The following is a 23,899-nucleotide window of genomic DNA, read 5'->3' on the forward strand; positions in this document are numbered from 1 at the left end:
CCCTCGGCGCCCCGTTCATGGCTCAGGCCGCGCCGGCCAATTGCCCCAACAGGCGGATCACGAACCAGGCGATCACCGCAATCACGATCGGCAGGATATACAGCGGGAAATACTGCAGGAAGATGGTGTGGTGCGGCAGCGTGATGCGCGCCTCCAGCTGCTGGCGCGTGTGTCCTTCGCTGCCCTTGGCCTGCTCCAGGATCATCTGGTCTTCCAACCCTTCGCGGATGAACTTGACCTGCCGCGACATGCGCGCGCCGGAAGCCTGCAGCGCCAGCCCGACGAAGATCAGTATGTAGATGATGATGAACATCAGATTGGCGCCGCTGAACAGGCTTTTATCCACGTCAGGCACCGGCGAGTTGTACCAGAAAAGATTCAGGAACGGCGTATTGAAACGCACCATGTCCACCATCACATGGACGAAATCCAGCATCACCGCGTTGATGCCCTTGGTTTTTTCACTGTGTTGATAGACAAAGCCCAGCACGGAAATCAGCGTCGACAGCAACGCCGGAATAAAAACCACCCATCCGAGAATGCGTTTCAAAATGGCGATACGCCCGGCCTGTTGATACGTCATGTGTTCCCCTTGTTAGCGACGTAACCGAATCGGCTAAGTCTACCTGCAGTTGGCGAAACTCGCCCACCGTTTTCTTCATTCCCGCTGTGCTACAAGCTTAGCCGAATTCGCCGAAATCAACTGCTTAACGACGTTCGCGCACTATCATTGAAGAGATAACGTTATCCGTTAAGTCAGAGGCCGTCATGATTCGACTGATTATCTTATTGCTGGGCGCGCAGGCGCTGCACGGCCAGCGCCGCCTGCTGGTGCTGTTCGGTTGGCTGTGGATAGCCGCAGGGGCGCTGATGCTGTTCGACATCCTGCAGGATGGCCGGTCCGTACTGGCGCTGGATGCGCTGGCGATCATCCTGGCGCTGGAGGGGCTGGTGGCGATATCCGCCGCGCTGGTGATCGGTTCTTCGGCCAGCCGGCCGGTGCTGCTTAAGGGGCTGGGCTTCGTGTTTATGGCCTTTTTAATGTTGGACGTGCCCGCAGACGATAACATCGTCGCCACCGTGGTGTTTGGCAGCGCGCTGCTGCTCGACGGCGCCGTGCGCATCGCCTCCTCCACGGTGATTCAACACAGCCGATGGAAAGCCGTGGCGCTGGCGGGCGGCGGCGAAATCCTGCTTTCGTTGATGATTTTTGTCGGCTGGCCGGCGCCGCATCGGATGACGGTGCCCTTTTGCCTCGGCGTGATGATGGTGCTTTCCGGCTGGGCTTTATTGCGCATCGCCCGGAGACTGACAAGCTTTTCTCTGAATCAGCACCCAACCCGGCAGCCACCGCACCCGGCGGATGAGGCTGCGCCGCTCACGGTGTATGTCTGGACACCGATTGGTGCGGCTAAAGATCCGCGCCGGCGTTACATCGTCGACCGATACATCGCGGCGGTCGACAACGGCGGCAATATCTCCACCGGTCATGCCGCCCTGGCGCTCGCGCCGGATGTGTATATCAGTCACTACCCGCTCAACGACATCAGCCATTCCGTTCAGGATTTCCGCCAGTTGTTGCATGCCGGCGAACAGAACAACGTCGACGGACGTTTCCTGCCCGACCTGTCGGGCGAGATCGCCGCCTGGTGCCCCCCGGACAAGAAAATTCAGTTCTATCGCTATAACCCGGCGGCGCTGCGCGCATTCTGGTTACGCTACCGCCAGGATGCGACTTACAACCTGACCCGGCGCAACTGCTCCACCACGGTCATCGGCGCGCTCGACAGTGCGCTGGAGGGCGTGCTGGGCGATAAACATCTGTGGCGCCGTTTTCTGTTACTGGTGCTGGATCCCAACCTGTGGATGCTGGCGGTACTGCGCAGCCGTGGCGAAAGCATGACCTGGACGCCGGGGTTGGTGCTGGACTATGCGCGCATGTTGCAACAGGTCACCGAGCGCCAACACCAACGCTGGTGGCTAAAGTTGCGCGAGATGTGGAATATCCTTCGCTTTGGCAAAAGCCAAACGCGCAGGCAAAGATTTTAGTCTCGCCACCGGCGATGATAGAGTATCGGGCACATTCACCCGCGCCGGCAGGAGTTAACCGTTAATGGCTTATTCGCAACGCATTGAAACCGCAATTTTTGATATGGACGGCTTGTTGATCGATTCGGAACCGCTGTGGCTGCAGGCCGAGCTGGATATCTTCGGCGCGCTGGGTCTGGATCTGTCCGATCGCCACAAACTGCCGGACACCCTGGGGCTGCGCATCGATCTGGTGGTGAAGATGTGGTACCAGGCAATGCCGTGGCAAGGGGTTTCGCTCGATGAGGTGTCGGCGCGGATTATCGAACGCGCCATCGAGCTGGTGCACGAGACGCGCCCGCTGCTGCCGGGCGTCCGCCAGGCGCTGGAGCTGTGCCGCGAGCAGGGGCTGAACATCGGCCTCGCCTCCGCCTCGCCGCTGCACATGCAACAGCAGGTGCTGAAGATGTTCGCTCTTGAAGGTTACTTCGATCAGCTGGTTTCCGCCGAATACCTGCCGTACAGCAAACCGCACCCAGAGGTCTATCTGATCGCCGCCGAACGTCTGGGCAGCGATCCGCTGCGCTGCATCACGCTGGAAGACTCCTTTAACGGCATGATCGCCACCAAGGCCGCGCGCATGCGTTCCATCGTGATCCCGGCCGCCGAATACCGCCACGATCCGCGCTGGGCGCTGGCGGACCACCAGCTGGAGACCCTGGAACAACTCACCCCCGCCCACTTTGCCTGACCTGCGGCGTCGACCACCGGCGCCCTGGCTTTGCGGCTCTACGGCATAAAAGGGATCCGTGCCGCAAAATAAACGAAACAGTGTTTCATTATTATTGAATTGGCATGCTGTTGTTATTATGCTGGGCGACAGGGAAAGCGACGGCCCGCGTAGCGTTGTCACTGCCACGCAGCGCTGTTCGCGGCCGCCGCTTCCTCCCGCCGCCGCACACTGAAAACCGCCTTCGCTTCTCTCCGTTCTGCACCGCCTATCGCCCGCTTTTTATTCTCACCCGTCAAAATCGATGATTTGTTACGCGTTGCCGTAACAAGCCGTTGTAAAACCGGGAAAAATAAACAATTGGTTACAGGGTAACTGCTTCCACTACTGGGAATTTTCCCATATACTGGATAAATTAACAGTTTACCAGCCGGAATCGCAACAGCATGACCGCGGAAGGACACCTTATATTCTCTGTCGCTTGCGCGATCTTCGCCAAGAAGGCGGAAGTGACGCCAGAGCTGGCTACCGGCGACTGGTGGCACATCATACCCGCCGCGCTGCTGACCTCGCTGCTGCCGGACATCGATCACCCCAAGTCGGTGTTGGGTCAGCGTCTGCGCTGGATTGCCCTGCCCATCGCCCGCGCCTTCGGCCACCGCGGTTTCACCCACAGCCTGCTGGCGATCGCCGGCGGCATGGCGCTGTTCCAGCTGGACGTGCCGCGCAGCTGGCCGATCCCGGCCGACGCGCTGCACGCCATGATCATCGGTTACTTCAGCCATCTGCTGGCCGATATGCTCACTCCCGCCGGCGTTCCGCTGCTGTGGCCATGCCGCTGGCGTTTTCGCCTGCCGCTGCTCAACTCGCAAAAAGGCAATCAGCTCGAGCGCGTGCTGTGTCTGTGCCTGGTGGCGTTTGCCATCTGCTGGCAAGGTGATTTCACCCTGCCGGTGCAATCCTATGTCGAGCAAATCAGAAATATCAGACTCTGATCACAAAAACCCGCTCAACCCATCACCTTCATGTATATAAAACGAACAAAAACACACAAAAAGCTATATCAAATTCCATTTGGATATAAGTAGGCCACTCGGCAAACTGTTACGATATTTACATCGCGACATACGTGATGCGTAGTCGTTTTTATAAGAAAGATTATTGGAGACATTGGGGATGAATCTTCCGCTCGTGATTAACGTGCTGGTGTTTGTCGCGCTCCTGTTGCTGTTGGCGCAAACCCGCCACAAGCAATGGAGCCTGGCGAAAAAAGTGCTGGTCGGCCTGGTGGTCGGCGTGGTGTTCGGCCTGGGCCTGCAGCTGGTGTACGGCGCCGACAACCCGGTACTGAAAGAATCCATCAGTTGGTTCAACATCGTCGGCAACGGCTATGTGCAGCTGCTGCAAATGATCGTCATGCCGCTGGTGTTCGCCTCGATCCTGAGCGCGGTGGCCAAGCTGCACAACGCCTCTTCTCTGGGCAAAATCAGCGTCCTGACTATCGGTACGCTGCTGTTCACCACGCTGATCTCGGCGCTGGTGGGCGTGCTGGTCACCAATCTGTTCGGCCTGACCGCCGAAGGCCTGGTGCAGGGTGCGCAGGAAAGCGCGCGCCTGACGGCGATCCAGACCAACTACGTGGGTAAACTGGCCGACCTGACCGTGCCGCAGATGGTGCTGTCGTTCATCCCGAAAAACCCGTTCGCCGATCTGACCGGGGCCAGCCCGACGTCGATCATTAGCGTGGTGATTTTCGCCACCTTCCTCGGCGTGGCATCGCTGCAGCTGCTGAAAGACGACAAGCCGAAAGGCGAGCGCGTACTGGTGGCTATCGACACCCTGCAGGCCTGGGTGATGAAGCTGGTGCGTCTGGTCATGAAGCTGACGCCGTATGGCGTGCTGGCGCTGATGACCAAAGTGGTCGCCGGTTCCAACATTCACGACATCGTCAAGCTCGGCAGCTTTGTGGTGGCCTCGTACATCGGCCTGGCCATCATGTTCGTGGTGCACGCTGTGTTGCTGGCCTTCACCGGCGTTAACCCGATGAAGTTCTTCCGCAAGGTGTGGCCGGTGATCACCTTCGCCTTCACCAGCCGCTCGAGCGCCGCCAGCATTCCATTGAACGTGGAAGCGCAGACCCGCCGCCTGGGCGTGCCGGAATCCATCGCCAGCTTCTCGGCGTCGTTCGGCGCCACCATCGGCCAGAACGGCTGTGCGGGCCTCTACCCGGCGATGCTGGCAGTAATGGTTGCGCCGACCGTCGGCATCAACCCGCTGGATCCGGTGTGGATCGCCACTCTGGTCGGCATCGTCACCATCAGCTCCGCCGGCGTGGCGGGCGTGGGCGGCGGCGCCACCTTCGCCGCGCTGATCGTGCTGCCGGCGATGGGCCTGCCGGTGACGCTGGTCGCGCTGCTGATCTCGGTCGAACCGCTGATCGACATGGGCCGTACCGCGCTGAACGTCAACGGCTCCATGGCGGCAGGCACCATCACCAGCCAGTTGATGAAGCAAACCGACAAAGCCGTGATGGACAGCGAAGACGAAGTCGAGTTGGCTCACCGTTAACGCCGTCTCAAAACGAAAAAACCGGGGATTATCCCCGGTTTTTTTATGCCCCCGCTTGGTCGTTACGGCCGCTCGCCGTTCGCCAGCCGCCGGTTGATGTCGGCAATCACGCCCGGCAAGTGCGCCAGCGTGTCTATCACATAGTGCGCGCCCGCCGCGTACAGCTTATCGGCGGCCGCCGTACGGCGCTGCGCTATCTCACTTTCCGCCATTTGGCGGTACTCCTGCCAGGTCGCGCCAAACTCGTTGCCGGACAGCGCCAATCCAACGCTCCACATCCCGGCGTTCAGCCCTTCATGAATGCCCGGCACCGCGTCGTCCACCTTCACGCAGTGCGCCACCGCATCGATGCCCAGCGCGATCGCGTTCTGCAACGCCATCCACGGCCCCGGCCGGCCACCGGCTGCGAGATCGTCAGTGGCGACCCAGTAATCTGGCGCGTAGCCGCGCTGCGCGGCGGCAGGCACCAGCACCTCCATCACCGCACGCGGATAACCGGAGCAGGAGCCGATTTTAATACCCTGCTCGCGCAGCCCGGCAATCACCTGCGGCACGCCCTCGATGGGATCGGCGAAGTCGATCACTTTGGCTATTTGCAGCGGCATAAACGCCTGATACAGCGCGTCGATGTCCTGATGGCTCATCGAACGACCCAGCTTCTGCCGCCAGCGCGCGTCGACCGCCGGCAGCTTGCCCAGCGCCTCGATGTGCTGCCATTTACCCAGCCCCATCGGAATGCGCGCCTCCGCCAGGCTGATGTCGATATCGAAGGTTTGCTTGAACGCCTCGACAAAAATCTGCGTCGGCGCAAAGGAACCGAAGTCCACCGTGGTGCCGGCCCAGTCGAGGATCACTGCGTTGATCTGTTTCATGGTCAATCCTTATTGATTCCAGTACATCGCCTGCCCGACGGCCGCCAGCAAACGTTCGATATCTTGCGGATAAATTTCCCCGATGTTGCCGATGCGGAAGCAGTCGCTCTGCGACACTTTGCCGGGATAGATCACAAACCCTTGCTGCTTCAGGCGCTGATAAAACTCGGCGAAGCGGTAAGTGTCGGCCTTTGGCGAATAGAACGCGGTGATGATCGGCGAATGCAACGCATCGTCCAGCAGAGTCTCAAAGCCCAGTTCGCGCATGCCCGCCACCAGCCGCCGCTGATTGGTCTGATAGCGGCGGTGGCGCGCGGCAATGCCGCCCTCTTTTTCCAGCTCTTTCAGCGCCTGCGCGAAGGCCAGCACGGTGTGGGTCGGCGACGTAAAGCGCCATTTGCCGGCCTGATCCTCCATACAGCGCCACTGGGCATACAGATCCAGCGACAGCGAGCGCGAACGGCCGGCACATTTCTCCAGCTCGCTGCGGCGGGCGATGACGAAAGCGAAACCCGGCACGCCCTGAATGCATTTGTTGGCGGAGCTGATCAGAAAATCGATGCCCAGCGCGTCCACATCCAGCGAGATGCCGCCGAAGCTGCTCATGGCGTCGACGATAAAGGTCTTGCCGTTGCGCGCCGCCAGGCCGGCGACCTTCTGCAGCGGGTTGAGCATGCCGGTGGTGGTTTCACAGTGCACCATGGCGATATGGCTGATGCGCGCATCGCTTTTCAGCACCGCCTCCATCGCCGCCACGTCCGGCTCATTGACCTCGCCGCAGTCGAAAGCGTGGTGGTCGATGTCCATCAGCCGCGCCATTTCGATCATTCGCGCCCCGTAGGCGCCGTTGTTGACGATCAGCAGCTTGTCCTGCGGGCCGATGACCGTGCCCAGCACGCCTTCCACCGCAAAACTGCCGCTGCCCTGCAGCAACACCGAGGTGTAACCGGCGGACGGCGTCGCCAGCGCCACCAACTGCTGGCGGATGCTCTGCACCACGCCCAGGTTGTAATCTTCATCCCAGGTGCAGCTGTCGAACAGCATCGCCTCTTTTACCGTTTTCGACGTGGTTAACGGGCCAGGGGTCAACAGCAGGTAGTTACGATCGGACATGTTATTCACCTATTTGGTCTATACCAGATTGCAGGCATTGTGGCGGCAAATTCCTTCCCCGGTCAAACGACAAAGCGCGGTGAAACAAAAAATTCATCTGGCTATGTATAATAAGCGCGTGCCGGAATGTCGGGCCGATGCCATAGCGAGATGAAATGAAAGAACATCAGGGCGATATGCCCCACTACCTGCAGATCAAGGATCAGCTTCAGGCGCGCATCACCCGCGGCGCGCTGCAGGCGGGCGACAAGCTGCCTTCGGAGCGCGAGCTGTGCGCCATCTTCTCCACCACCCGCGTTACCATTCGCGAGAGCCTGGCGCAGCTGGAGGCCACCGGCGCCATCTACCGCGCCGATCGTCGCGGCTGGTTCGTCACGCCGGAACGGCTGTGGCTGGATCCGACGCAGAACACCAACTTCCACCGCCTCTGCCAGGAGCAGGGCCGCACACCGCGTACCGCGCTGCTGTCCGGCGAAAAAACCACGGTGCCGCTCGACGTCATGCAGCCGCTGGCGCTCGAACCGTTCGATCAGGTGTATCTGCTACGCCGCGTGCGCTACGCCGACGGCCGCGCCATCTGCTATTGCGAAAACCACTGCCTGCCGCAGCGGGTGCCGGAACTGCTCAGCCACGATCTCAACGGCAGCCTGACCGAGGTCTATCAACAGCATTACGCGTTGATTTACAGCAACATGCATCTGTCGTTCTATCCGACGGCCCTGCCTTACCGCGCCGCCAACGCGCTCGGCGCCATGGTTGGCCTGCCTGCCTTGTTGCTGCGCCGGTTGAATTACGATCAGCACGGCCGCATTCTCGATTTCGATATCGAATACTGGCGCCACGACAGCCTGCGCATCGAAGTCGATACGCTTTAACCCTCTGCATGACGGGGCTGCGCCTACCGCCCCCTTTTCTCTCCCACGCCCAATCCCCGTTGCCGGTAAATATATTTTGCCGCTTTCATTTGTTTGTCATATTCGCCGATTAGCTTGGCCACATATCTGGTGTATACCAGTTTCGCATTAACCCGCAACAGTGAGGCTGAAGCTATGAAACTTTCTCGTCTGGTCGTGATGACCGCCATCGCACTCGGCGCCGCGCCGGCCTGGGCCGCCGACGCAGTGGTGACCGTCTACTCCGCCGATGGGTTGCACGACGGCGATCACAGCTGGTATCAAACCCAGTTCGACGCCTTCACTCAGGCAACCGGCATCAAGGTGCAGTACGTCGAAGGCGGTTCCGGCGCCATCGTCGAGCGGCTGTCGAAAGAGCGCAGCAACCCGCAGGCCGACGTGCTGGTGACGCTGCCGCCGTTCATCCAGCGCGCCGCCGCGGAAAAACTGCTGCAGGATTTCACCCCGCAGGATGCGGCGCAGATCGCCGACGCCCAGCCGCAGTTCGTGCCGCTGGTGAACAACTACCTGAGCTTCATCTATAACGCCAAGCTGTTGCCGCAGGCGCCCGCCAGCTATCAACAGCTGCTGGACGCGCAGTTCCGCAACAAGCTGCAGTACTCCACGCCGGGCCAGGCGGGTGACGGCACCGCGGTGATGCTGCAGGCGTTTCACAGCTTCGGCAGCAAAGACGCCGGTTTCGACTACCTCGGCAAACTGCAAAACAACAACGTCGGCCCTTCCGCTTCCACCGGCAAGCTGACCGCGCTGGTCAATAAAGGCGAGCTGCTGGTGGCCAACGGCGATCTGCAGATGAACCTGGCGCAGATGCGCAGCAACCCGAACGTGAAGGTGTTCTGGCCGGCCGGGCCGGACGGCAAGCGCAGCACGCTGGTGCTGCCTTACTATGTCGGCCTGGTGCAAGGCGCGCCGCAAAGCGCCAACGGCAAAAAGCTGATCGACTTCCTGCTGAGCAAAGAAGCCCAGAGCAGCGTCAGCGCCATTTCCTACGGCATGCCGGTGCGTAAGGACGTCACCCCGACCGACGATAACTTCAAGCAGTCGCAGGCGGCGCTGAAAGGCGTGGACATCTGGGCGCCGGACTGGAATCAGGTGGTGAGCAGCCTGTCCGCCGATATCTCCCGCTGGCACAAGGTGACCGAATGACGCTGACGATGCCTTCTACCCTCTCTTCCCGCGCCGAGGCGCGGGATAGCAGCCAGGACATCGCCGGGCCGTCGGGCATTCAGCTCGACCGCGTCAGCGTGTCGTATCGCGGCACCGAGGTGCTGAAACCCCTGACGCTCACCATCGCCCCCGGCGAAGTGCTGGCGCTGATCGGCCCCTCCGGTTCGGGCAAAACCACCGTGCTGCGGGCGATCGCCGGCTTCGTGCAGCCCTCCGCCGGGCGTATTGCCATCGGTGACGTCGATGTCACCGACGTGCCACCTTATGAGCGCGGCCTGGGCATGGTGGTACAGAACTACGCGCTGTTTCCGCATATGCGCGTCGAAGACAATGTGGCGTTCGGCCTGCGCGCGCAGGGCAAGCCGCGCGGCCTCACCGCCGAGCGCGTCGAAGAGGCGTTGGCCATCGTCGGCATGTCCGCCTACGCCAAGCGCTATCCCAGCCAGCTCTCCGGTGGCCAACAGCAGCGCGTGGCGATCGCCCGCGCCATCGCGGTGCGCCCCAAAGTCTTGCTGCTGGATGAACCGCTGTCGGCGCTGGACGCGCAAATTCGCCACAGCATGGTGGAAGAGATCGCCCGCCTGCACCGCGAACTGCCGGATCTGACCATCCTGTACGTCACCCACGATCAGGGCGAAGCGCTGACGCTGGCGGACAAGATTGGCATCATGCGCGACGGCCACCTGATCGCCCACGGCGAGACCCGCGCGCTGTACCATCATCCAACGAACCGTTTCGCCGCCGAGTTCCTCGGCCGCGCCAACCTGCTGCCGGCCACCGCGCTGGAGACCACTACCGGGCAAGGCATGACCACCGTCAGCTGCGCCGGCAAAGTGATCGGCTGCTTTACCTATGGTGCGCAACGCGGTTTCGACAAACTGCTGTGTATTCGGCCGCAGCATATTGCGCTCGATGCCGACGCCCAGCGCAGCAACTGCCTTATCGGTACGCTGCGCGATATTCACTGGCAGGGGGAATTGACGCACCTGCAGTTCGACGCGCAAGGCCATCCGCTGCGCGTGGTCACCACCCATCGCAACCGGATGCCCCAGATCGGCGAGCGCGTGCCGCTCTATTTCGCCCCCGACGACGCGGTACTGATCGAGGACTGACATGACCGACTCTACGCTTATTCGTCCGGCTCTGCGGCTGCGCTTGCCGCGCCGCCTGTGGATCCTGCTGCCGCTTCTGGTGCTGGCGACGCTGTTTTTCTATCCGCTGGCACTGATCGTCAAACAGGCGTTTACCGACGATCAGGGGCTGTTCAGCGCCGCCGCGCTGCAACAGGTGTTCGAATCCCGACGCTTTGTCGGCGCCCTGCTCAACACGCTGCAGATTGCGCTGCTGGCGACGCTGGGCTGCCTGGTACTCGGCACCCTGCTGTCCCTGCTGCTGGTGTTTACGCCGTTCCCCGGCAGCCGCCTGATCGCCCGGGTGATCGATACCTTTATCGCCATGCCGACCTTCCTGATCACGCTGGCCTTCACCTTTATCTACGGCTCCGCCGGCCTGCTGAACGGCACGCTGATGGCGGCCTTCGGTTTTACCCTGCCGCCGGTGGACTTTCTTTACTCCATTTGGGGCGTGATCCTGGCGGAAATCACCGTGTTTACGCCGCTGGTGATGCGCCCGCTGATGGCGGCGCTGGCGCAGATCGATCGCAGCCAGCTCGAGGCCGCCAGCATCCTCGGTGCCCGGCCGGGGCGCGTGGTGCGCCAGGTGATTTTGCCCGCCGCGCTGCCGGCCTTGCTGGCCGGCGGCAGCCTGTGTTTGCTGTTGACCACCAATGAATTCGGCATCGTGCTGTTTATCGGTGCCAAGGGCGTCACCACGCTGCCGATGATGGTCTACGCCAAAGCGATTCTGGAGTCGGATTACGCCGTCGCCTGCACGATCGCCGTCGTGAATATCGCGCTGTCGCTCGGGCTGTTCTCCCTTTACCGCTACGCCGCGGCGCGCGCCGGGCTGAGGAACTGACGATGTTGATTTGGTCTCGCACCGGCCGCACCCTGACCTGCACGCTGGCGGTCACGCTGTTCGCCCTGTTCTTCTGCCTGCCGCTGGCGGTGATCCTGATGTCCAGCCTGAGCGAACAGTGGAACGGCGTGCTGCCGAGCGGCTTCACCCTCGGCCATTTCCGCCAGGCCTTCAGCGGCGCCTCCTGGGACGCGCTGGTCGCCAGCCTGGCTATCGGTTTCAGCGCCAGCCTGTTCGCGCTGCTGTGTGGCACCTGGGCGGCGTTGGCGCTGCGCCACCATCAGGGGCGCGGCCAGCGCCTGCTGAGTACGCTGTTCTTCATACCCAGCGCGGTGCCTTCGGTGTCGATCGGTTTAGGGATGCTGGTGGCATTCAGCCAGGGGCCGCTGCAGATGAACGGCACCTTCCTGATCGTGCCCGTCACCCACTTCGTGCTGATTTCCGCCTTCACCTTCGGCAACGTGATGGCCGGGCTGACCCGGCTTTCGAGCGACTACGAAAACGTCGCCGCCAGCCTGGGCGCTTCGCCGTTGTTTCGCCTGCGTCACGTCACCCTGCCGATGATCGCTCCCTATATGATCTCCGCCTTCGCCCTCAGCCTGTCGCTGTCGATGGGTGAGCTGGGCGCGACCATGATGATCTACCCACCGAGCTGGGCGACGCTGCCGGTCACTATCTTCAGCCTGACCGATCGCGGCAGCATCGCCAACGGCGCGACGCTGACCATGATCCTGGTGGCGGCCACGTTGCTGCTGATGCTGATACTGGAGCGGATTGCGCAGCGGCTGACGCCGGGCGCAAAATAACAACAAGGCGCTGCCATGGCAGCGCCTTGTTCATCGAAGCGAAGGGTTAGAACGGGTAGTCGTAGTAGCCCTGCTGTTCACTGATGCGCCGGGCGGCGACGTGCAGCAGCGCCACATACTCCTCCCGCGCCGCTTCGGAAAAGCGCAGCGTCGGGAAAGAAATACTCAGCCCGGCGATCGCCACCCCGAACCGATCGAAGACCGGCACCGCGATGCAGCGGATCCCCGTCTCCTGTTCCTCGGCATCTTCGCCGTATCCCTGCTCACGCACCCGCGCCAGCACCGGCAACAGTTCGGCGGCGCTGGTCAGGGTATGCTCGGTGCTGCGGGTAAATTCAATCTGCGACAGGATCTGCGCCACCTCATCCCGTTCGCGCCAGGCCAGCAGCACTTTACCGATGGCGGTGCTGTGCAGCGGATTACGGCGGCCGATACGCGAATACATGCGCAGGTTGTACATTGCGTCAATCTTGTGGATATAGACGATACCGTCCTCGTCCAGTGCGCCGAGGTGGATGGTTTCGCGGGTGCGATTCGACAGCTCGCGCATCTGCACGTCGGCGCTGCGGATCAGATCGACATTCTGCAGCGATTTGGCGCCCAGTTCGAACAGCTTGAGCGTCAGCGCGTATTTTTCCGTCTCGCCTTCCTGCGAGACGTAGCCCAGCGCTTTCATGGTCTGCAGAAAACGGTAGACGGTGCTTTTGGACATCATCACCCGCTGGGACAGTTCGGTAATGCCAATTTCGCGCTCATCGCCGAGCGCCTGCAAAATGCCGAACACTTTCATCACGGATGAGACGGCATCCGGTTGCTTGTCTGAATCTGCGTTAGCCATGGTGAATACCCTACTTAACGGTTTTGTTTCAGGAAATTTAAACAAGGGTTTCAGTATAATCGGAACAGATCGCGGCGCGCAACGCGGCTGAACGCTAAGCGTTTGAAGCCAAATGGATAACCCCGGCCCGCTCACCGCCGTTTACAATTAAGCGGACAAGAGGCATGCAATCACGGGCGAATATGATTAGCATGATAATACTCCCCTGAATAAATACCGCTGAGACCCACATGCGTCCTTGTTCCGACGGCCTCCCCGTCCCGCAACGCTATGGGGCGATCCTCGCCATCGCCCTCGGCATTACCGTATCCGTGCTCGACGGCGCGATAGCCAACGTGGCGCTGCCCACCATCGCGCGCGATCTCAACGCCAGCCCGGCCAGCTCCATTTGGGTGGTTAACGCCTATCAGCTGGCGATCACCGTGTCTCTGCTGTCGCTGGCGTCGCTCGGCGATCTGATCGGCTATCGCCGCATCTATCAGGCCGGGTTGCTGGTGTTCAGCATTACCTCGCTGTTCTGCGCCCTGTCCGACTCGCTGCTTACGCTGACCATCGCCCGCGTGCTGCAAGGCTTTGGCGCCGCCGCCATCATGAGCGTCAACACCGCGCTGATCCGCATCATCTATCCGCAGCGTTTTCTCGGCCGCGGCATGGGCATCAACTCGCTGATCGTCGCCTGCTCCTCGGCGGCCGGGCCAACGGTGGCGGCGGCGATCCTGTCGGTCGCTTCCTGGCAGTGGCTGTTCGCCATCAACCTGCCGATCGGCCTCGTCGCGCTGCTGCTGGGGATGAAATTCCTGCCGGCCAGCGGCCAAAAAAGCGATAACCGCCGTTTCGATCCCACCAGCGCCGTGCTGAACGCGTTGACTTTCGGCCTGCTGATCACCGCCATCAGCGGCTTCGCCCAGGGCCAGAGCCTGGCGCTGATCTTCAGCGAGATCGCCGCGCTGCTGGCGATTGGCGCGGTGTTCGTGCGCCGCCAGCTGCGTCAGGAATTTCCGCTGCTGCCGGTCGACCTGCTGCGTATCCCCATTTTCGCCCTGTCGATGGGCACCTCAATCTGCTCGTTCGCCGCGCAAATGCTGGCGATGGTGTCGCTACCGTTCTTCCTGCAAAGCGCATTAGGCCGCGACGAAGTGGCGACCGGGCTGCTGCTGACGCCGTGGCCGCTGGCGATCGTGGTGATGGCGCCGATCGCCGGCCGGCTGGTAGAGCGTGTGCACGCCGGCCTGCTGGGCTGCATTGGGCTGGCGGTGTTCGCGCTCGGGCTGTTCTCGCTGGCGCTGCTGCCCGCGGATCCGTCGAATGGGGACATCATCTGGCGCATGGTGCTGTGCGGCGCCGGCTTCGGCCTGTTCCAGTCGCCCAACAATCACACCATCATCTCCGCCGCGCCGCGTAACCGCAGCGGCGGCGCCAGCGGCATGCTGGGCACCGCTCGCCTGCTGGGGCAAACCTCGGGGGCCGCGCTGGTGGCGCTGATGTTCAACCTGTTCCCCACCTCTGGCACCCACGCATCGCTGATCCTGGCCGGCGTGTTCGCCACTCTGGCGGCGGCGGTCAGCAGCCTGCGCATCACCCAATCGACGGCGCCAACGGCGCAGCCAAGCCGCGAGGTGAAATAGCGGACATAAAAAAACCCCGGCGAGCCGGGGTTTTTCCTTTCATTCAGCCGATTACTTCAGGTACTGGCCGGAACGCAACGCTTCGATACGCTTGTCGAGCGGCGGATGCGACATGAACAGCTCGCTGAAAGACTTGGATTTACCGTTGATGCAGAACGCCATCATGCTGCCCGCTTCCTGCGGTTCGTAGCTGGTTTTCAGGCGCTGCAAGGCGGCGATCATCTTCTCGCGGCCCACCAGTTTGGCAGAGCCGGCGTCGGCGTAGAACTCGCGGTGACGCGAGAACCACATGGTGATGATGCTTGCCAGGATGCCGAACACCAGTTCCAGCACCATCGACACCGCGAAGTAAATCATCGGGTTGCCGTTGCCTTCCCCTTCGCCATCACGGTTGCCCAGGAAGCCGGCGGCGACCTGCGCTATCAGGCGCGAAATGAAGATGACGAAGGTGTTCACGATGCCCTGAATCAGGGTCATGGTCACCATATCGCCGTTGGCGACGTGGCTGATTTCATGCGCGATGACCGCTTCCGCTTCGTCGCGGCTCATGCTCTGCAGCAGGCCGGTGCTGACGGCGACCAGCGAGGCGTCGCGGCGCGCGCCGGTGGCAAAGGCGTTGATGTCCGGCGCGTGGTAGATAGCGACCTGCGGCATGGCGATGCCCGCCTGCTGCGACTGACGGCGTACCGTTTCCAGCAGCCAGTTTTCGGTTTCGTTACGCGGTTGTTCAATCACTTCCCCGCCGACGGAGCGCAGCGCCATCCACTTGGACATCAGCAACGACACGAAAGCGCCGCCGAAGCCGAACAGACCGGCCATGATCATCAGGCCCTGAACGCTACTGGATTGGATTCCTGTCAGGCTGAGCACCAGCCCGAAAACCAACATCACCGCCAGGTTGGTGAGCAGGAACAGAGCTATACGCATCATAAAATGTTTACTTCCTCATAAATGTTAACAAAACGCTGTCTAAGATACCCTAGATCGTATGGGCATTCGTCACAGTTTCAAGAGTCGCGCGTCATTAACCTACTAAAAATACGAAACTTTACAAAAACGACATGCGACCGGGATTTGGCAAATTGTAAACGATTGTTGCGCAAGGCGGAGGGATTTCTCAGAAAAAATTCCTGGCCCACGCAAAATGACGTCGAGAAAAATTGCCCGCACACTTTTTATGGCCGCCAGGCTCTCACCGCCTTCGCTCACGCAGCGCTCGCCTCGCCTGACAGGAAAGTTTGAATCCCGCGATTAATTGTTACATTATAACATAACAATTAATCGTAAAGGGATGTCAATCATGTTACCTCGCCTCGTCTGTATGCTGACTGCGTGGCTGCTCTTTTGCCACGTCGCGCAAGCTGAAATCCACCTCACCGACGCAGAAGGACGCCAGGTCACCCTGGCCGCCCCCGCACAACGCGCCTATATCGGCTTTTACTACGAAGATTTTCTGGCGGTGAACGGCCCGGACAGTTTTCAACAGGTGGCCGCCTTCTCTAAAAGCGACTGGGCCTTGCGCACCAGCCAATGGCCGCGTTATCAGGCGGCTCTGCCACGGCTCGCTCAGCTGGTCGATGTCGGTTCGCTCTACAATCAGAGCTTTGACTTCGAACGCCTGCTGACCACGCGGCCAGACCTGCTGATCCTGGCGAAATGGCAGCTCGACGGCTTCGCCAACTACCTGCCGGTGCTGCAACAGCTCAACATTCCTTACATCGTCGTCGACTTCAACCAGGGTGCGGAAGTCAAACTTGCCAGCATTCGGGCCATGGGTCAGGCGATGGGCCACCCCGAGCGGGCAGAACGGCTGGCCAGCGAGTATCGGCAGAGCCTTGAAGAGACTCAGCGGCGTATTCGCGAGGCGCAGCTGCCGCCACCGACCGCTTATATCGAACTCGGCGACAAGGGGCCCGGCGAATACAGCAGCAGCTATGGCGCCTCCGTCTGGGGGCCGCTGTTACAGCTGGCCGGCGCCCGCAATATCGCCGCCGGCGTCGTCGGTAGCCCCGCGCCTTTACGCGCCGACTATGTACTGACCCAAAAGCCGGACGTCATTTTCCTCGCCGGCGGCGACTGGGAAAACATGCCAAACGCCGTACCGATGGGCTACGGCGCACAGGCTGCCCCCCTTCAGACACGCCTTGCTCAGTACGCCCGGCGTGCCGGTTGGCCGCAGCTGCCGGCGATAAAAAACCAGCGCCTCTATGCGCTCTACCATGGCGGCGCGCGCACGATTTACGATTTTATTTTTGTTCAGTATCTGGCAAAAGCCCTCTATCCGGCCGCGTTTGCCGACGTTGATCCCCCACGCAACCTGGCGCAGTTCTACCGCCAATACTTACCGATAGAGGCTGACGGCGTCTTCCTGCAACGCTGGCAAGGAGAGTAGCCGTGGCCCACACAGGACGTGCGTTTTTACAACGGCGCAGGCTGCGCCGCGGGCTATTGACGCTGGCGCTGCTCGGCGCGCTGCTGGCGGCCGCCGTCGTCGATCTGACCGTCGGCGCCGCGCACCTTAGCCTCTCGGATATCCTGCCCATGCTCTGGCCCGGCTCCGCGCCAGGCAACGAGCTGCATCAGGTGGTTTTCTGGTCGATTCGCTTGCCGATGACGCTCACCGCGTTGGTCGTCGGCGCCAGCCTGGCGCTGGCCGGTCTGTTGATGCAGACCGTGCTGGCCAACCCCCTCGCCAGCCCGTATACGCTGGGGATCTCGGCCGCAGCGGGATTTGGCGCGGCGCTGTCGATCATCACCGGATTCAGCCTGGGTGGCGCGCTGGCACTGGGCACGCCGCTGCTGGCTTCGCTGATGGCGCTGTTGGCCTGCGTGCCTATCTATCTGCTGGGACAGCGCCGCGGCATGACGCCGCAAATTTTGGTGCTGAGCGGCATCGTGGTGCTGTTCTTCTTTCAGTCGCTGCAATCCCTGCTGCTGTTTCTGGCCTCGCCGGAAGCCATGCAGCAAATCGTCTTCTGGCTGTTCGGCAGCCTGCTCAAAGCCAATATGCACGGCGTGGCGATCACCGGCGGCGTCCTGTTCTGCGCGCTGGTCGTCAGCCTGCGGCTGGCCTGGCGCCTGACCGCACTGTCCGCCGGCGAAGAACAGGCCCAGGGGCTGGGCATCAACGTCAGCACGCTGCGCAAGCTGGCCTTTCTGCTGGCGACCTTACTGACGGCCGCCTCGGTCTCGTTTGTCGGCACCATCGGGTTCGTCGGGCTGATTGCCCCGCATTTCGCCCGTTTTCTGGTGGGCGAGGATCAACGCTATCTGATCTGCATTTCCGCCCTTTGCGGCAGCCTGCTGCTGCTGTGCGCGTCGATCGTCGCCAAACTGGTGCTGCCGAACGGCGTAGTGCCCATCGGCATCGTTATCGCCTTAATCGGCGTGCCGGTGCTGTTCTACTTCGTCACCCGACAGGTTAAACGCCCATGACTCAACTGACCCTCACCGGCGTCGGCGTCACGCTGCATCGACGTCAGCTGTTAGCCGACGTTTCATTGGCCTGGCCGGAGGCAAAGCTCGGCGGCATCATCGGGCCCAACGGCGCCGGCAAATCGACGCTGCTCAAAGCGATCAATCGCATGCTGCCGCACAGCGGCGCTATCGCCTACCGCGAGCGCCCGCTCGATCCGAAAACCAGCCGCATCGCCTATGTGCCGCAGCTCAATCGCAGCGAGTCGGCGTTGACCGCGTTTGACATGGTGCTGCTGGGCAAGGTACGGCAGTTGGGGTGGCGCGTCAGCGCCGCACAGGCCGACGCGGTCGAACAGGCGCTGGCTGAATGCGGCATTTCCGCGCTTGCCGATCGCCCTTTCAACCGCCTCAGCGGCGGGCAGCGGCAGTTGGTGATGTTGGCGCAGGCCTTCGTCTCTCAGCCGCAGCTCATTTTACTCGACGAGCCCACCAGCGCGCTGGACATCCACCATCAGCTGCGCGTGCTCAATCAGATCGCCGACTACAGCCGGCGTCATCGCTGCATCACGCTGCTGGTGATCCACGATCTGGGGCTGGCACTGCGCTACTGCCATTCTCTCACCTTGCTCGAGCACGGACGCGTCATTTGCCACGGCGACACCCATCAGATGATGGGGCACCCGATGATGTCCCGCGTATTTGGCGTCGGTATCGAAAGCGGCATCAGCCCCCAAGGCTACCCCTTTCTGCTGCCGACACAGCTGTTACACGCACACGGAGAAACCCCATGTACACTCTGACCAAGGCGGACATGCTGGCGCAACTCGCCGGCTTGCAACAGGAAATACACCAGCTTCACCGTTCCGCCCGGCAAGATCGGCGCCATTTTTCCCTGCTGGAACGGCGCTTCAGCCGCCTGCAGGCGTTTAACGATCTGCCGCAGCTGCAGGCCTATCGCCGCAAGCTGGAAAACGATCGCTCGATAACGGCGCAAATCACCCAGCTGCGAGCGGTGGCCAATGCCGCCTTGTGCGATTACGAGAAGCATCGCGTCGCCACGCTCTGCCGGGAGCCGGCGCAGACCAACGCCTACCTGAACAGTTTCGATAGCGCCCTGCAGCTGGAGATCGCCGCCGCCGACATCAAGCCCGGCGAACGAGTGTTGCTGGTAGGCAGCGGCGCCTTGCCCACCACCGCGCTGGCGCTGGTCGCCAGGCTCTCCGCCACCGTCATTTGCTACGATTGCGACCCGGCGGCCCAGCGTTTTGCCCGCCGCCTCACGCGCCATCTGGGGCTGTCACGGCAAATCCCCTGCATCGATAAATTGAACGGCCTGACCGACCGCGACATCGATCACATCATCATCGCCTCTCTGGTGGCGGACAAGCAGACCTTGCTGACGCAGCTGCGGCCTTTACTGCCTCCGCGCGGCAAACTGCTGCTGCGCTACGGAAACGGCCTTAAGTCGATCTTCAACTGCCCTTATCACCATCTGGCTGCCCGTTCACCCTGGCGCGTCAGCGGTAAACCGGTTGCCACCCCGCTGTACGATCTCTTGATTTTGGAGTCTCATCGCCATGAATAACGCATTTCCTACCCTGATCCTCGGCGCCGGTCCGGCGGCGATCCAATTGGCTGCGGATATCCAGGCCGCGGCCGACACGCGCATCGGCCTGTACAATCGCCCCAGCGAGAAAGGACAACGCCTGAAGGCGTATCTGGCGCACACGCCCAGTCTGCATCTGGAAGGCGTCGGCAAGGCGCGGCAGACCCAGCGCGATGCGCAGGTGGCAGTAGACAGTTATTGCGACGATCTGTCGCTCATCGGCGGCGACTGGCAGCGGCTGATCCTCGCCGTGCCCGCCGATCGCTATTACGAGGTGCTGCGGCAGGTGCCGTGGGCTACCTTACCCCACCTGCGTTCGTTGATCCTGCTTTCCCCGTCCATCGGCTCCGGCCTGATGGTGCAAAACCTGCTGCAGGCGGCTGGCCAATCCCACGTCGGGATCATCAGTCTGTCCAGTTATTACGCCGACACCAAATATCAGGATGCGGCGCAGCCCTACCGCGCCTATACCAAGGCCTTCAAACAGCGGATCTATCTCGCGGCCCAAAGCCCGACGCCAAACTCCGCCGAACTCGACTGGATCGGCTCGGTGCTGGCGCGTCACGCTATCGACGCCCGGCGCTGCGACAGCCTGCTGGCCGCCGAGCGCTTCAGCATCACCAACTATGTTCATCCGCCGCTGGCGCTGGCCGACACCACGTTGCAGGCGATATTCCAGCCGCAGGCGCCGGTGCAATACCTGTATAAAACCTATCCCGAAGGGCCCCTCTGTCCCGAGGTTATCGCCGATATGCTCGAACTGTCGGAGGATTACAAAAGGCTGCTCAACCATCTCGGCGTCGAAGAGATCAACCTGCTGCGCTTTTTGAACGACGACAGCTACCCGGTTCCCTCCTGCATGGTCAGCCGCCGCTGGATTGACCATTTCCCGCAGCTCGCGCCGGCCGAACAACGCTATGCGCTGTTTACGCGCTATACCGCGCTGCTGGTCGATCCCTATTCCGAACCGGACGCGCTGGGTCGCTACTATGATTTTTCCGCCGTCAGGGTCGCCCGCGTCTTTCAGGATGCTCAAGGGCTGTGGTGCCTGCCGCGCGTGCCGCTGGAAGACGTGCGAAAACTCCGCACGCTGGTATTACTGGCGGAGCGGCTTGGCGTCGAGATGCCCACCGCCCGGCGCCTGTTGGCGCGCTTTCAGCAGGCGCTGCAGAGCTTCGTCACCCTGATCGGCGCCGAGCATTGCCATCATTCGTTGCTGGACGATACCTGCGACGAACAGGCGGCCATCACCTACCGTCAGTGGCGGGGGCAAGCATGAATCAGGGTGCGCTGCTGGCCATTTTCGCCTCGCTGATTTTCAGCGTCATGAATGCGCTGGTTAAAACCATCGCCGACGACATCCCCACCGGGGAAATCGTGTTCTTTCGCAGCTGCATCGGCTGCCTGCTGGTTCTGCTGCTGATGTATCGCCACGGCGTCGCCTTCAGCCGCGAGGACCGGCCGCTGCTGGTACTGCGAGGCACTATGGGTGGGCTGTATCTCATCTGTTATTTTTACAGCATCGCCCACCTCACGCTGGCCGACGCCAGCATGCTGGCCTACCTGTCGCCGTTTTTCTCCATTCTGCTTTCCTTGCTGGTGCTGCGTGAACGGATCAGCGCCAACACGGCATTTTGGCTGGCGCTGGTCATCATCGGCGCCGTGCTGCTGGTGCGGCCGTGGCATTTCTCAACGTATACCCTGGCGTCGCTGGTCGGCGTGATGAGCGCGGTGTTCGCCGCTATCGCCTATCTGTCGGTCAACAAGCTCAGCAAGCGCCACCACAACTACGAGATCGTGTTCTATTTCCTGTTTATCGCGACGCTGATCTCGCTGCCGCTGATGTGGAACGCCTTCGTCTGGCCCAACGTCTACCAGTTTGCCATCCTGCTCGCCATCGCCCTGGTATCGCTGTTGGGACAGGTTGTCTTAACCCAGGCCTTTTCCTCCGATAACCTGATCGTAATCTCGGTGGTGCGCTATATCGGCATCGTTTTCAATATTGCCTGGGGCTGGCTGTTCTGGCACGAAGTCCCGCTGTTGCTGTCGCTGATCGGCTGCCTGCTGGTGGTGGTTTCCTGCATCCGGCTCGGGCTGCGCCACCGCAAGAAAGCCGTCTGATCAATGCGTAACGCGGCCATAAAAAAACGCACCCGAGGGTGCGTTTTTCATCCTGCCGGACGCGGCCTTATTTGGCCGGCGTTGGCTGCTGAGCGGGCTGATCTTTTTCCAGATGAGCCAGGTCCAGCGCGATATGCACGGTTTCATCCAGGTACGGATCCGGTTCCTGGTAATCCTTCGGCAGATCGTCGAGCGATTTCAGCGGCTTCTTGCCCGCGCGTTCCAGGCGCTCGTTGATGCGTTTCAGACGGGTCGCATCATCATCGTGGTTCTCTTTCTCACGCACGGCCAGATTGAGGGACACGATGTTGCGTTTATCCTTTAGCGCCTTGTAATGCGCGATATCCTGCGCGATGTACTGGAACTCCGGATTCTGCGCGATGCGCTGCTGGTGATCTTTCAGCAGCTCCGGCTCGAACGGCGCCATATCACCGGTCTTGCTGTAGGTCGCCGCATTGATGCTGTCCCACGGCATGGCGTTGTCTTCAAACGCTTCGCCGGTTTCCGCCGGATCGACGCCGGTCGGCATCAGAATGTCCGGGGTCACCCCTTTACGCTGGGTGCTGCCGCCGTTGACGCGGTAGAACTTCTGAATGGTGTACTGCACCGACCCCAGCGCCGGCCACTCAGGGCGCAGCATCTGATCGTAGATGCGGTTCAGCGAACGGTACTGCTGCACGGTGCCTTTACCGAAGGTCGGCTCGCCGACGATCAGCGCGCGGCCGTAATCCTGCATCGCCGCCGCGAAGATCTCGGAGGCGGAGGCGCTGAAGCGATCGACCAGCACCACCAGCGGGCCTTTGTAGTAGGTCACGCCGTCGGTGTCGGCGTCTTCACGCACTTTGCCGTTGTTGTCGCGCACCTGCACCACCGGGCCGCTCGGAATGAACAGGCCGGACAGCGACACCGCTTCGGTCAGCGCGCCGCCGCCGTTGGTGCGCAGATCGATGATCACGCTCTTGACGTTTTGCTTGGCCATCTTCTGCAGCTGCACTTTCACGTCATCGGTCAGACCGACGTAGAATCCGGGGATGTCGAACACCGCCACCTTCTCTTTGCCGACGGTCTTGATGGTCATTTTCACCGCGCGGTCTTCCAGGCGGATGCGCTCGCGAGTCAAGGTGACCACGCGGGTTTTGGTGCCCTTGCCGGCCGGCAGGATCTCCAGGCGCACCTTGCTGCCTTTCGGCCCTTTAATCAACGACACCACGTCGTCCAGGCGCCAGCCGATCACGTCCACCATCGGTTTGCCGGCCTGGCCGACGCCGACGATGCGATCGCCCACGGTGATCGCCTTGCTCTTCGCCGCCGGGCCGCCCGGCACCATCGAGTTGATCAGGGTGTAGTCGTCATCCATCTGCAGCACCGCGCCGATACCTTCCAGCGACAGGCTCATCTCGGTGTTGAACTGCTCGGTGTTGCGCGGAGACAGGTAGTTGGTGTGCGGGTCGATTTCATGCGCAAAGGCATTCATCGCCAGCTGGAAGACGTCTTCGCTGTTGCTTTGCGTCAGGCGCTTGATGGCGAACTGATAGCGCTTGGTCAGCGTGTCGCGGATTTCTTTGTCGGTCTTGCCGGTCAGCTTGAGGTTCAGCTCGTCATAGGTGACTTTCGCATCCCACAGGCTATCCAGCTCGGCCTTGTCTTTCGGCCACGGCGCTTTGCTGCGGTCGAGATCGATAGTACCGTTGCCGGTGAAGTTCATCGGCTTGTCCAGCAACGACAACGCATAGGTGTAACGCTCAAAGCGGCGTTTCTGCGCCAGATTGAACAGCGCGTAGAAGGTGTCCAGCTTGCCGGTTTTCAGCTCTTCGCCAACCTGATTGCGTTTGCCGGCGAACTGCGCCACGTCGGAGGCCAGCAACACGTTATGGTTGTAGTCCAGCATGTTCAGGTAGCGATCGAAGATCTTGCCTGAGAACTCCGCGTCGAGGGCGAACTGGCGGTAATGAGAGCGAGTGAAGCGCGAGGTGACGCGCTCACTCACCGTAGCGTGCTGGGGTTCCTGTTGCAGTTGGGGCAGTTGACTAATGCGGATGTTGGCTGTTTCCGCACCGTAACTGACACCCGCCCACAGCAGCCCTGCAATCGCTGTTAATCTGACGAATTTGTTCATG

The 23,899-nt window shown here is 61.4% G+C and carries 22 protein-coding genes; 16 read left to right on the forward strand and 6 right to left on the reverse strand.

Annotated features, from left to right (window positions below):
- Nucleotides 1–22: 22 nt before the first annotated feature.
- Nucleotides 23–583, reverse strand: coding sequence for a YniB family protein (locus ACUTSC_RS04190; protein WP_063989672.1), 561 nt, complete (start codon nucleotides 581–583; stop codon nucleotides 23–25).
- A 185-nt stretch (nucleotides 584–768) separates the two neighbouring features.
- Between ACUTSC_RS04190 and ACUTSC_RS04195 the strand changes: the two genes are divergently transcribed.
- The 4 genes from ACUTSC_RS04195 to ACUTSC_RS04210 all read left to right on the forward strand — a co-directional run bounded on the left by ACUTSC_RS04195 (nucleotide 769) and on the right by ACUTSC_RS04210 (nucleotide 5,326).
- Nucleotides 769–2,049, forward strand: a complete 1,281-nt coding sequence (locus ACUTSC_RS04195; RefSeq protein ID WP_445653110.1) for an HdeD family acid-resistance protein — start codon at nucleotides 769–771, stop codon at nucleotides 2,047–2,049.
- Nucleotides 2,050–2,113: 64 nt separating this feature from the next.
- The gene (hxpB, locus tag ACUTSC_RS04200; RefSeq protein WP_445653111.1) at nucleotides 2,114–2,779 is read left to right on the forward strand and encodes a hexitol phosphatase HxpB; all 666 of its coding nucleotides are present in this window, start codon (nucleotides 2,114–2,116) and stop codon (nucleotides 2,777–2,779) included.
- A 425-nt stretch (nucleotides 2,780–3,204) separates the two neighbouring features.
- Entirely contained in the window at nucleotides 3,205–3,753 is a 549-nt protein-coding gene (locus ACUTSC_RS04205) for a metal-dependent hydrolase (RefSeq protein WP_004931456.1), read from the forward strand.
- 181 nt (nucleotides 3,754–3,934) lie between these two features.
- Entirely contained in the window at nucleotides 3,935–5,326 is a 1,392-nt protein-coding gene (locus tag ACUTSC_RS04210; RefSeq protein WP_063989670.1) for an L-cystine transporter, read from the forward strand.
- Between the two features lie 62 nt (nucleotides 5,327–5,388).
- Here ACUTSC_RS04210 and phnX read toward each other — a convergent pair whose 3' ends face one another.
- Both phnX and phnW read right to left on the reverse strand, forming a co-directional pair.
- Entirely contained in the window at nucleotides 5,389–6,198 is an 810-nt protein-coding gene (gene phnX / locus ACUTSC_RS04215; RefSeq protein WP_197767709.1) for a phosphonoacetaldehyde hydrolase, read from the reverse strand.
- A gap of 9 nt (nucleotides 6,199–6,207) precedes the next feature.
- Complete coding sequence (gene phnW, locus ACUTSC_RS04220) at nucleotides 6,208–7,311, reverse strand: 2-aminoethylphosphonate--pyruvate transaminase (RefSeq protein WP_197767708.1); 1,104 nt, start codon at nucleotides 7,309–7,311, stop codon at nucleotides 6,208–6,210.
- A gap of 155 nt (nucleotides 7,312–7,466) precedes the next feature.
- Between phnW and phnR the strand changes: the two genes are divergently transcribed.
- The 5 genes from phnR (at nucleotide 7,467) to ACUTSC_RS04245 (ending at nucleotide 12,175) form a co-directional block, all read left to right on the forward strand.
- On the forward strand, nucleotides 7,467–8,186 hold the full coding sequence (phnR, locus tag ACUTSC_RS04225) for a phosphonate utilization transcriptional regulator PhnR (protein WP_049198574.1): 720 nt from the start codon (nucleotides 7,467–7,469) through the stop codon (nucleotides 8,184–8,186).
- A 174-nt stretch (nucleotides 8,187–8,360) separates the two neighbouring features.
- The gene (locus ACUTSC_RS04230; protein WP_197767707.1) at nucleotides 8,361–9,371 is read left to right on the forward strand and encodes a 2-aminoethylphosphonate ABC transporter substrate-binding protein; all 1,011 of its coding nucleotides are present in this window, start codon (nucleotides 8,361–8,363) and stop codon (nucleotides 9,369–9,371) included.
- Nucleotides 9,372–9,379: 8 nt separating this feature from the next.
- On the forward strand, nucleotides 9,380–10,504 hold the full coding sequence (gene phnT, locus ACUTSC_RS04235; RefSeq protein WP_443003455.1) for a 2-aminoethylphosphonate ABC transport system ATP-binding subunit PhnT: 1,125 nt from the start codon (nucleotides 9,380–9,382) through the stop codon (nucleotides 10,502–10,504).
- Nucleotide 10,505: 1 nt separating this feature from the next.
- Nucleotides 10,506–11,369: a 2-aminoethylphosphonate ABC transporter permease subunit gene (gene phnU, locus ACUTSC_RS04240; protein ID WP_197772972.1), complete on the forward strand. Its 864-nt coding sequence runs from the start codon at nucleotides 10,506–10,508 to the stop codon at nucleotides 11,367–11,369.
- 2 nt (nucleotides 11,370–11,371) lie between these two features.
- The gene (locus tag ACUTSC_RS04245) at nucleotides 11,372–12,175 is read left to right on the forward strand and encodes an ABC transporter permease subunit (RefSeq protein WP_197767704.1); all 804 of its coding nucleotides are present in this window, start codon (nucleotides 11,372–11,374) and stop codon (nucleotides 12,173–12,175) included.
- A 46-nt stretch (nucleotides 12,176–12,221) separates the two neighbouring features.
- On the opposite strand, the gene kdgR is transcribed toward ACUTSC_RS04245, so the two are convergent.
- Entirely contained in the window at nucleotides 12,222–13,013 is a 792-nt protein-coding gene (kdgR, locus tag ACUTSC_RS04250; protein ID WP_197767703.1) for a DNA-binding transcriptional regulator KdgR, read from the reverse strand.
- 230 nt (nucleotides 13,014–13,243) lie between these two features.
- Between kdgR and ACUTSC_RS04255 the strand changes: the two genes are divergently transcribed.
- Entirely contained in the window at nucleotides 13,244–14,638 is a 1,395-nt protein-coding gene (locus ACUTSC_RS04255) for an MFS transporter (RefSeq protein ID WP_197767702.1), read from the forward strand.
- Between the two features lie 51 nt (nucleotides 14,639–14,689).
- Here the strand turns inward: ACUTSC_RS04255 and htpX are convergent, their stop codons facing one another.
- Entirely contained in the window at nucleotides 14,690–15,568 is an 879-nt protein-coding gene (gene htpX, locus ACUTSC_RS04260; protein WP_033638291.1) for a protease HtpX, read from the reverse strand.
- 370 nt (nucleotides 15,569–15,938) lie between these two features.
- Between htpX and ACUTSC_RS04265 the strand changes: the two genes are divergently transcribed.
- From ACUTSC_RS04265 to ACUTSC_RS04290, 6 genes are read left to right on the forward strand one after another with little or no spacing between them, the layout of a single operon-like run.
- Nucleotides 15,939–17,030: an ABC transporter substrate-binding protein gene (locus ACUTSC_RS04265; protein WP_197767701.1), complete on the forward strand. Its 1,092-nt coding sequence runs from the start codon at nucleotides 15,939–15,941 to the stop codon at nucleotides 17,028–17,030.
- 2 nt (nucleotides 17,031–17,032) lie between these two features.
- A complete protein-coding gene (locus tag ACUTSC_RS04270) occupies nucleotides 17,033–18,073 on the forward strand; it encodes a FecCD family ABC transporter permease (RefSeq protein ID WP_443003434.1) in 1,041 nt (346 codons plus the stop codon).
- Nucleotides 18,070–18,855, forward strand: coding sequence for an ABC transporter ATP-binding protein (locus ACUTSC_RS04275; RefSeq protein ID WP_087763515.1), 786 nt, complete (start codon nucleotides 18,070–18,072; stop codon nucleotides 18,853–18,855). The genes ACUTSC_RS04270 and ACUTSC_RS04275 overlap by 4 nt, the downstream gene beginning before the upstream one ends.
- Nucleotides 18,843–19,640 (forward strand): nicotianamine synthase family protein, encoded by a 798-nt coding sequence (locus ACUTSC_RS04280; protein ID WP_197767700.1) that lies wholly within the window; start codon nucleotides 18,843–18,845, stop codon nucleotides 19,638–19,640. Before ACUTSC_RS04275 ends, ACUTSC_RS04280 begins: the two co-directional genes overlap by 13 nt.
- Complete coding sequence (locus ACUTSC_RS04285) at nucleotides 19,633–20,940, forward strand: opine metallophore biosynthesis dehydrogenase (protein WP_197772968.1); 1,308 nt, start codon at nucleotides 19,633–19,635, stop codon at nucleotides 20,938–20,940. Before ACUTSC_RS04280 ends, ACUTSC_RS04285 begins: the two co-directional genes overlap by 8 nt.
- On the forward strand, nucleotides 20,937–21,782 hold the full coding sequence (locus ACUTSC_RS04290; RefSeq protein WP_197772967.1) for an EamA family transporter: 846 nt from the start codon (nucleotides 20,937–20,939) through the stop codon (nucleotides 21,780–21,782). The genes ACUTSC_RS04285 and ACUTSC_RS04290 overlap by 4 nt, the downstream gene beginning before the upstream one ends.
- Nucleotides 21,783–21,849: 67 nt before the next feature.
- On the opposite strand, the gene prc is transcribed toward ACUTSC_RS04290, so the two are convergent.
- Complete coding sequence (gene prc / locus ACUTSC_RS04295; RefSeq protein ID WP_126180030.1) at nucleotides 21,850–23,898, reverse strand: carboxy terminal-processing peptidase; 2,049 nt, start codon at nucleotides 23,896–23,898, stop codon at nucleotides 21,850–21,852.
- Between the last annotated feature and the right edge of the window lies 1 nt (nucleotide 23,899).

Source organism: Serratia sp. TSA_105.2, from assembly GCF_052692115.1.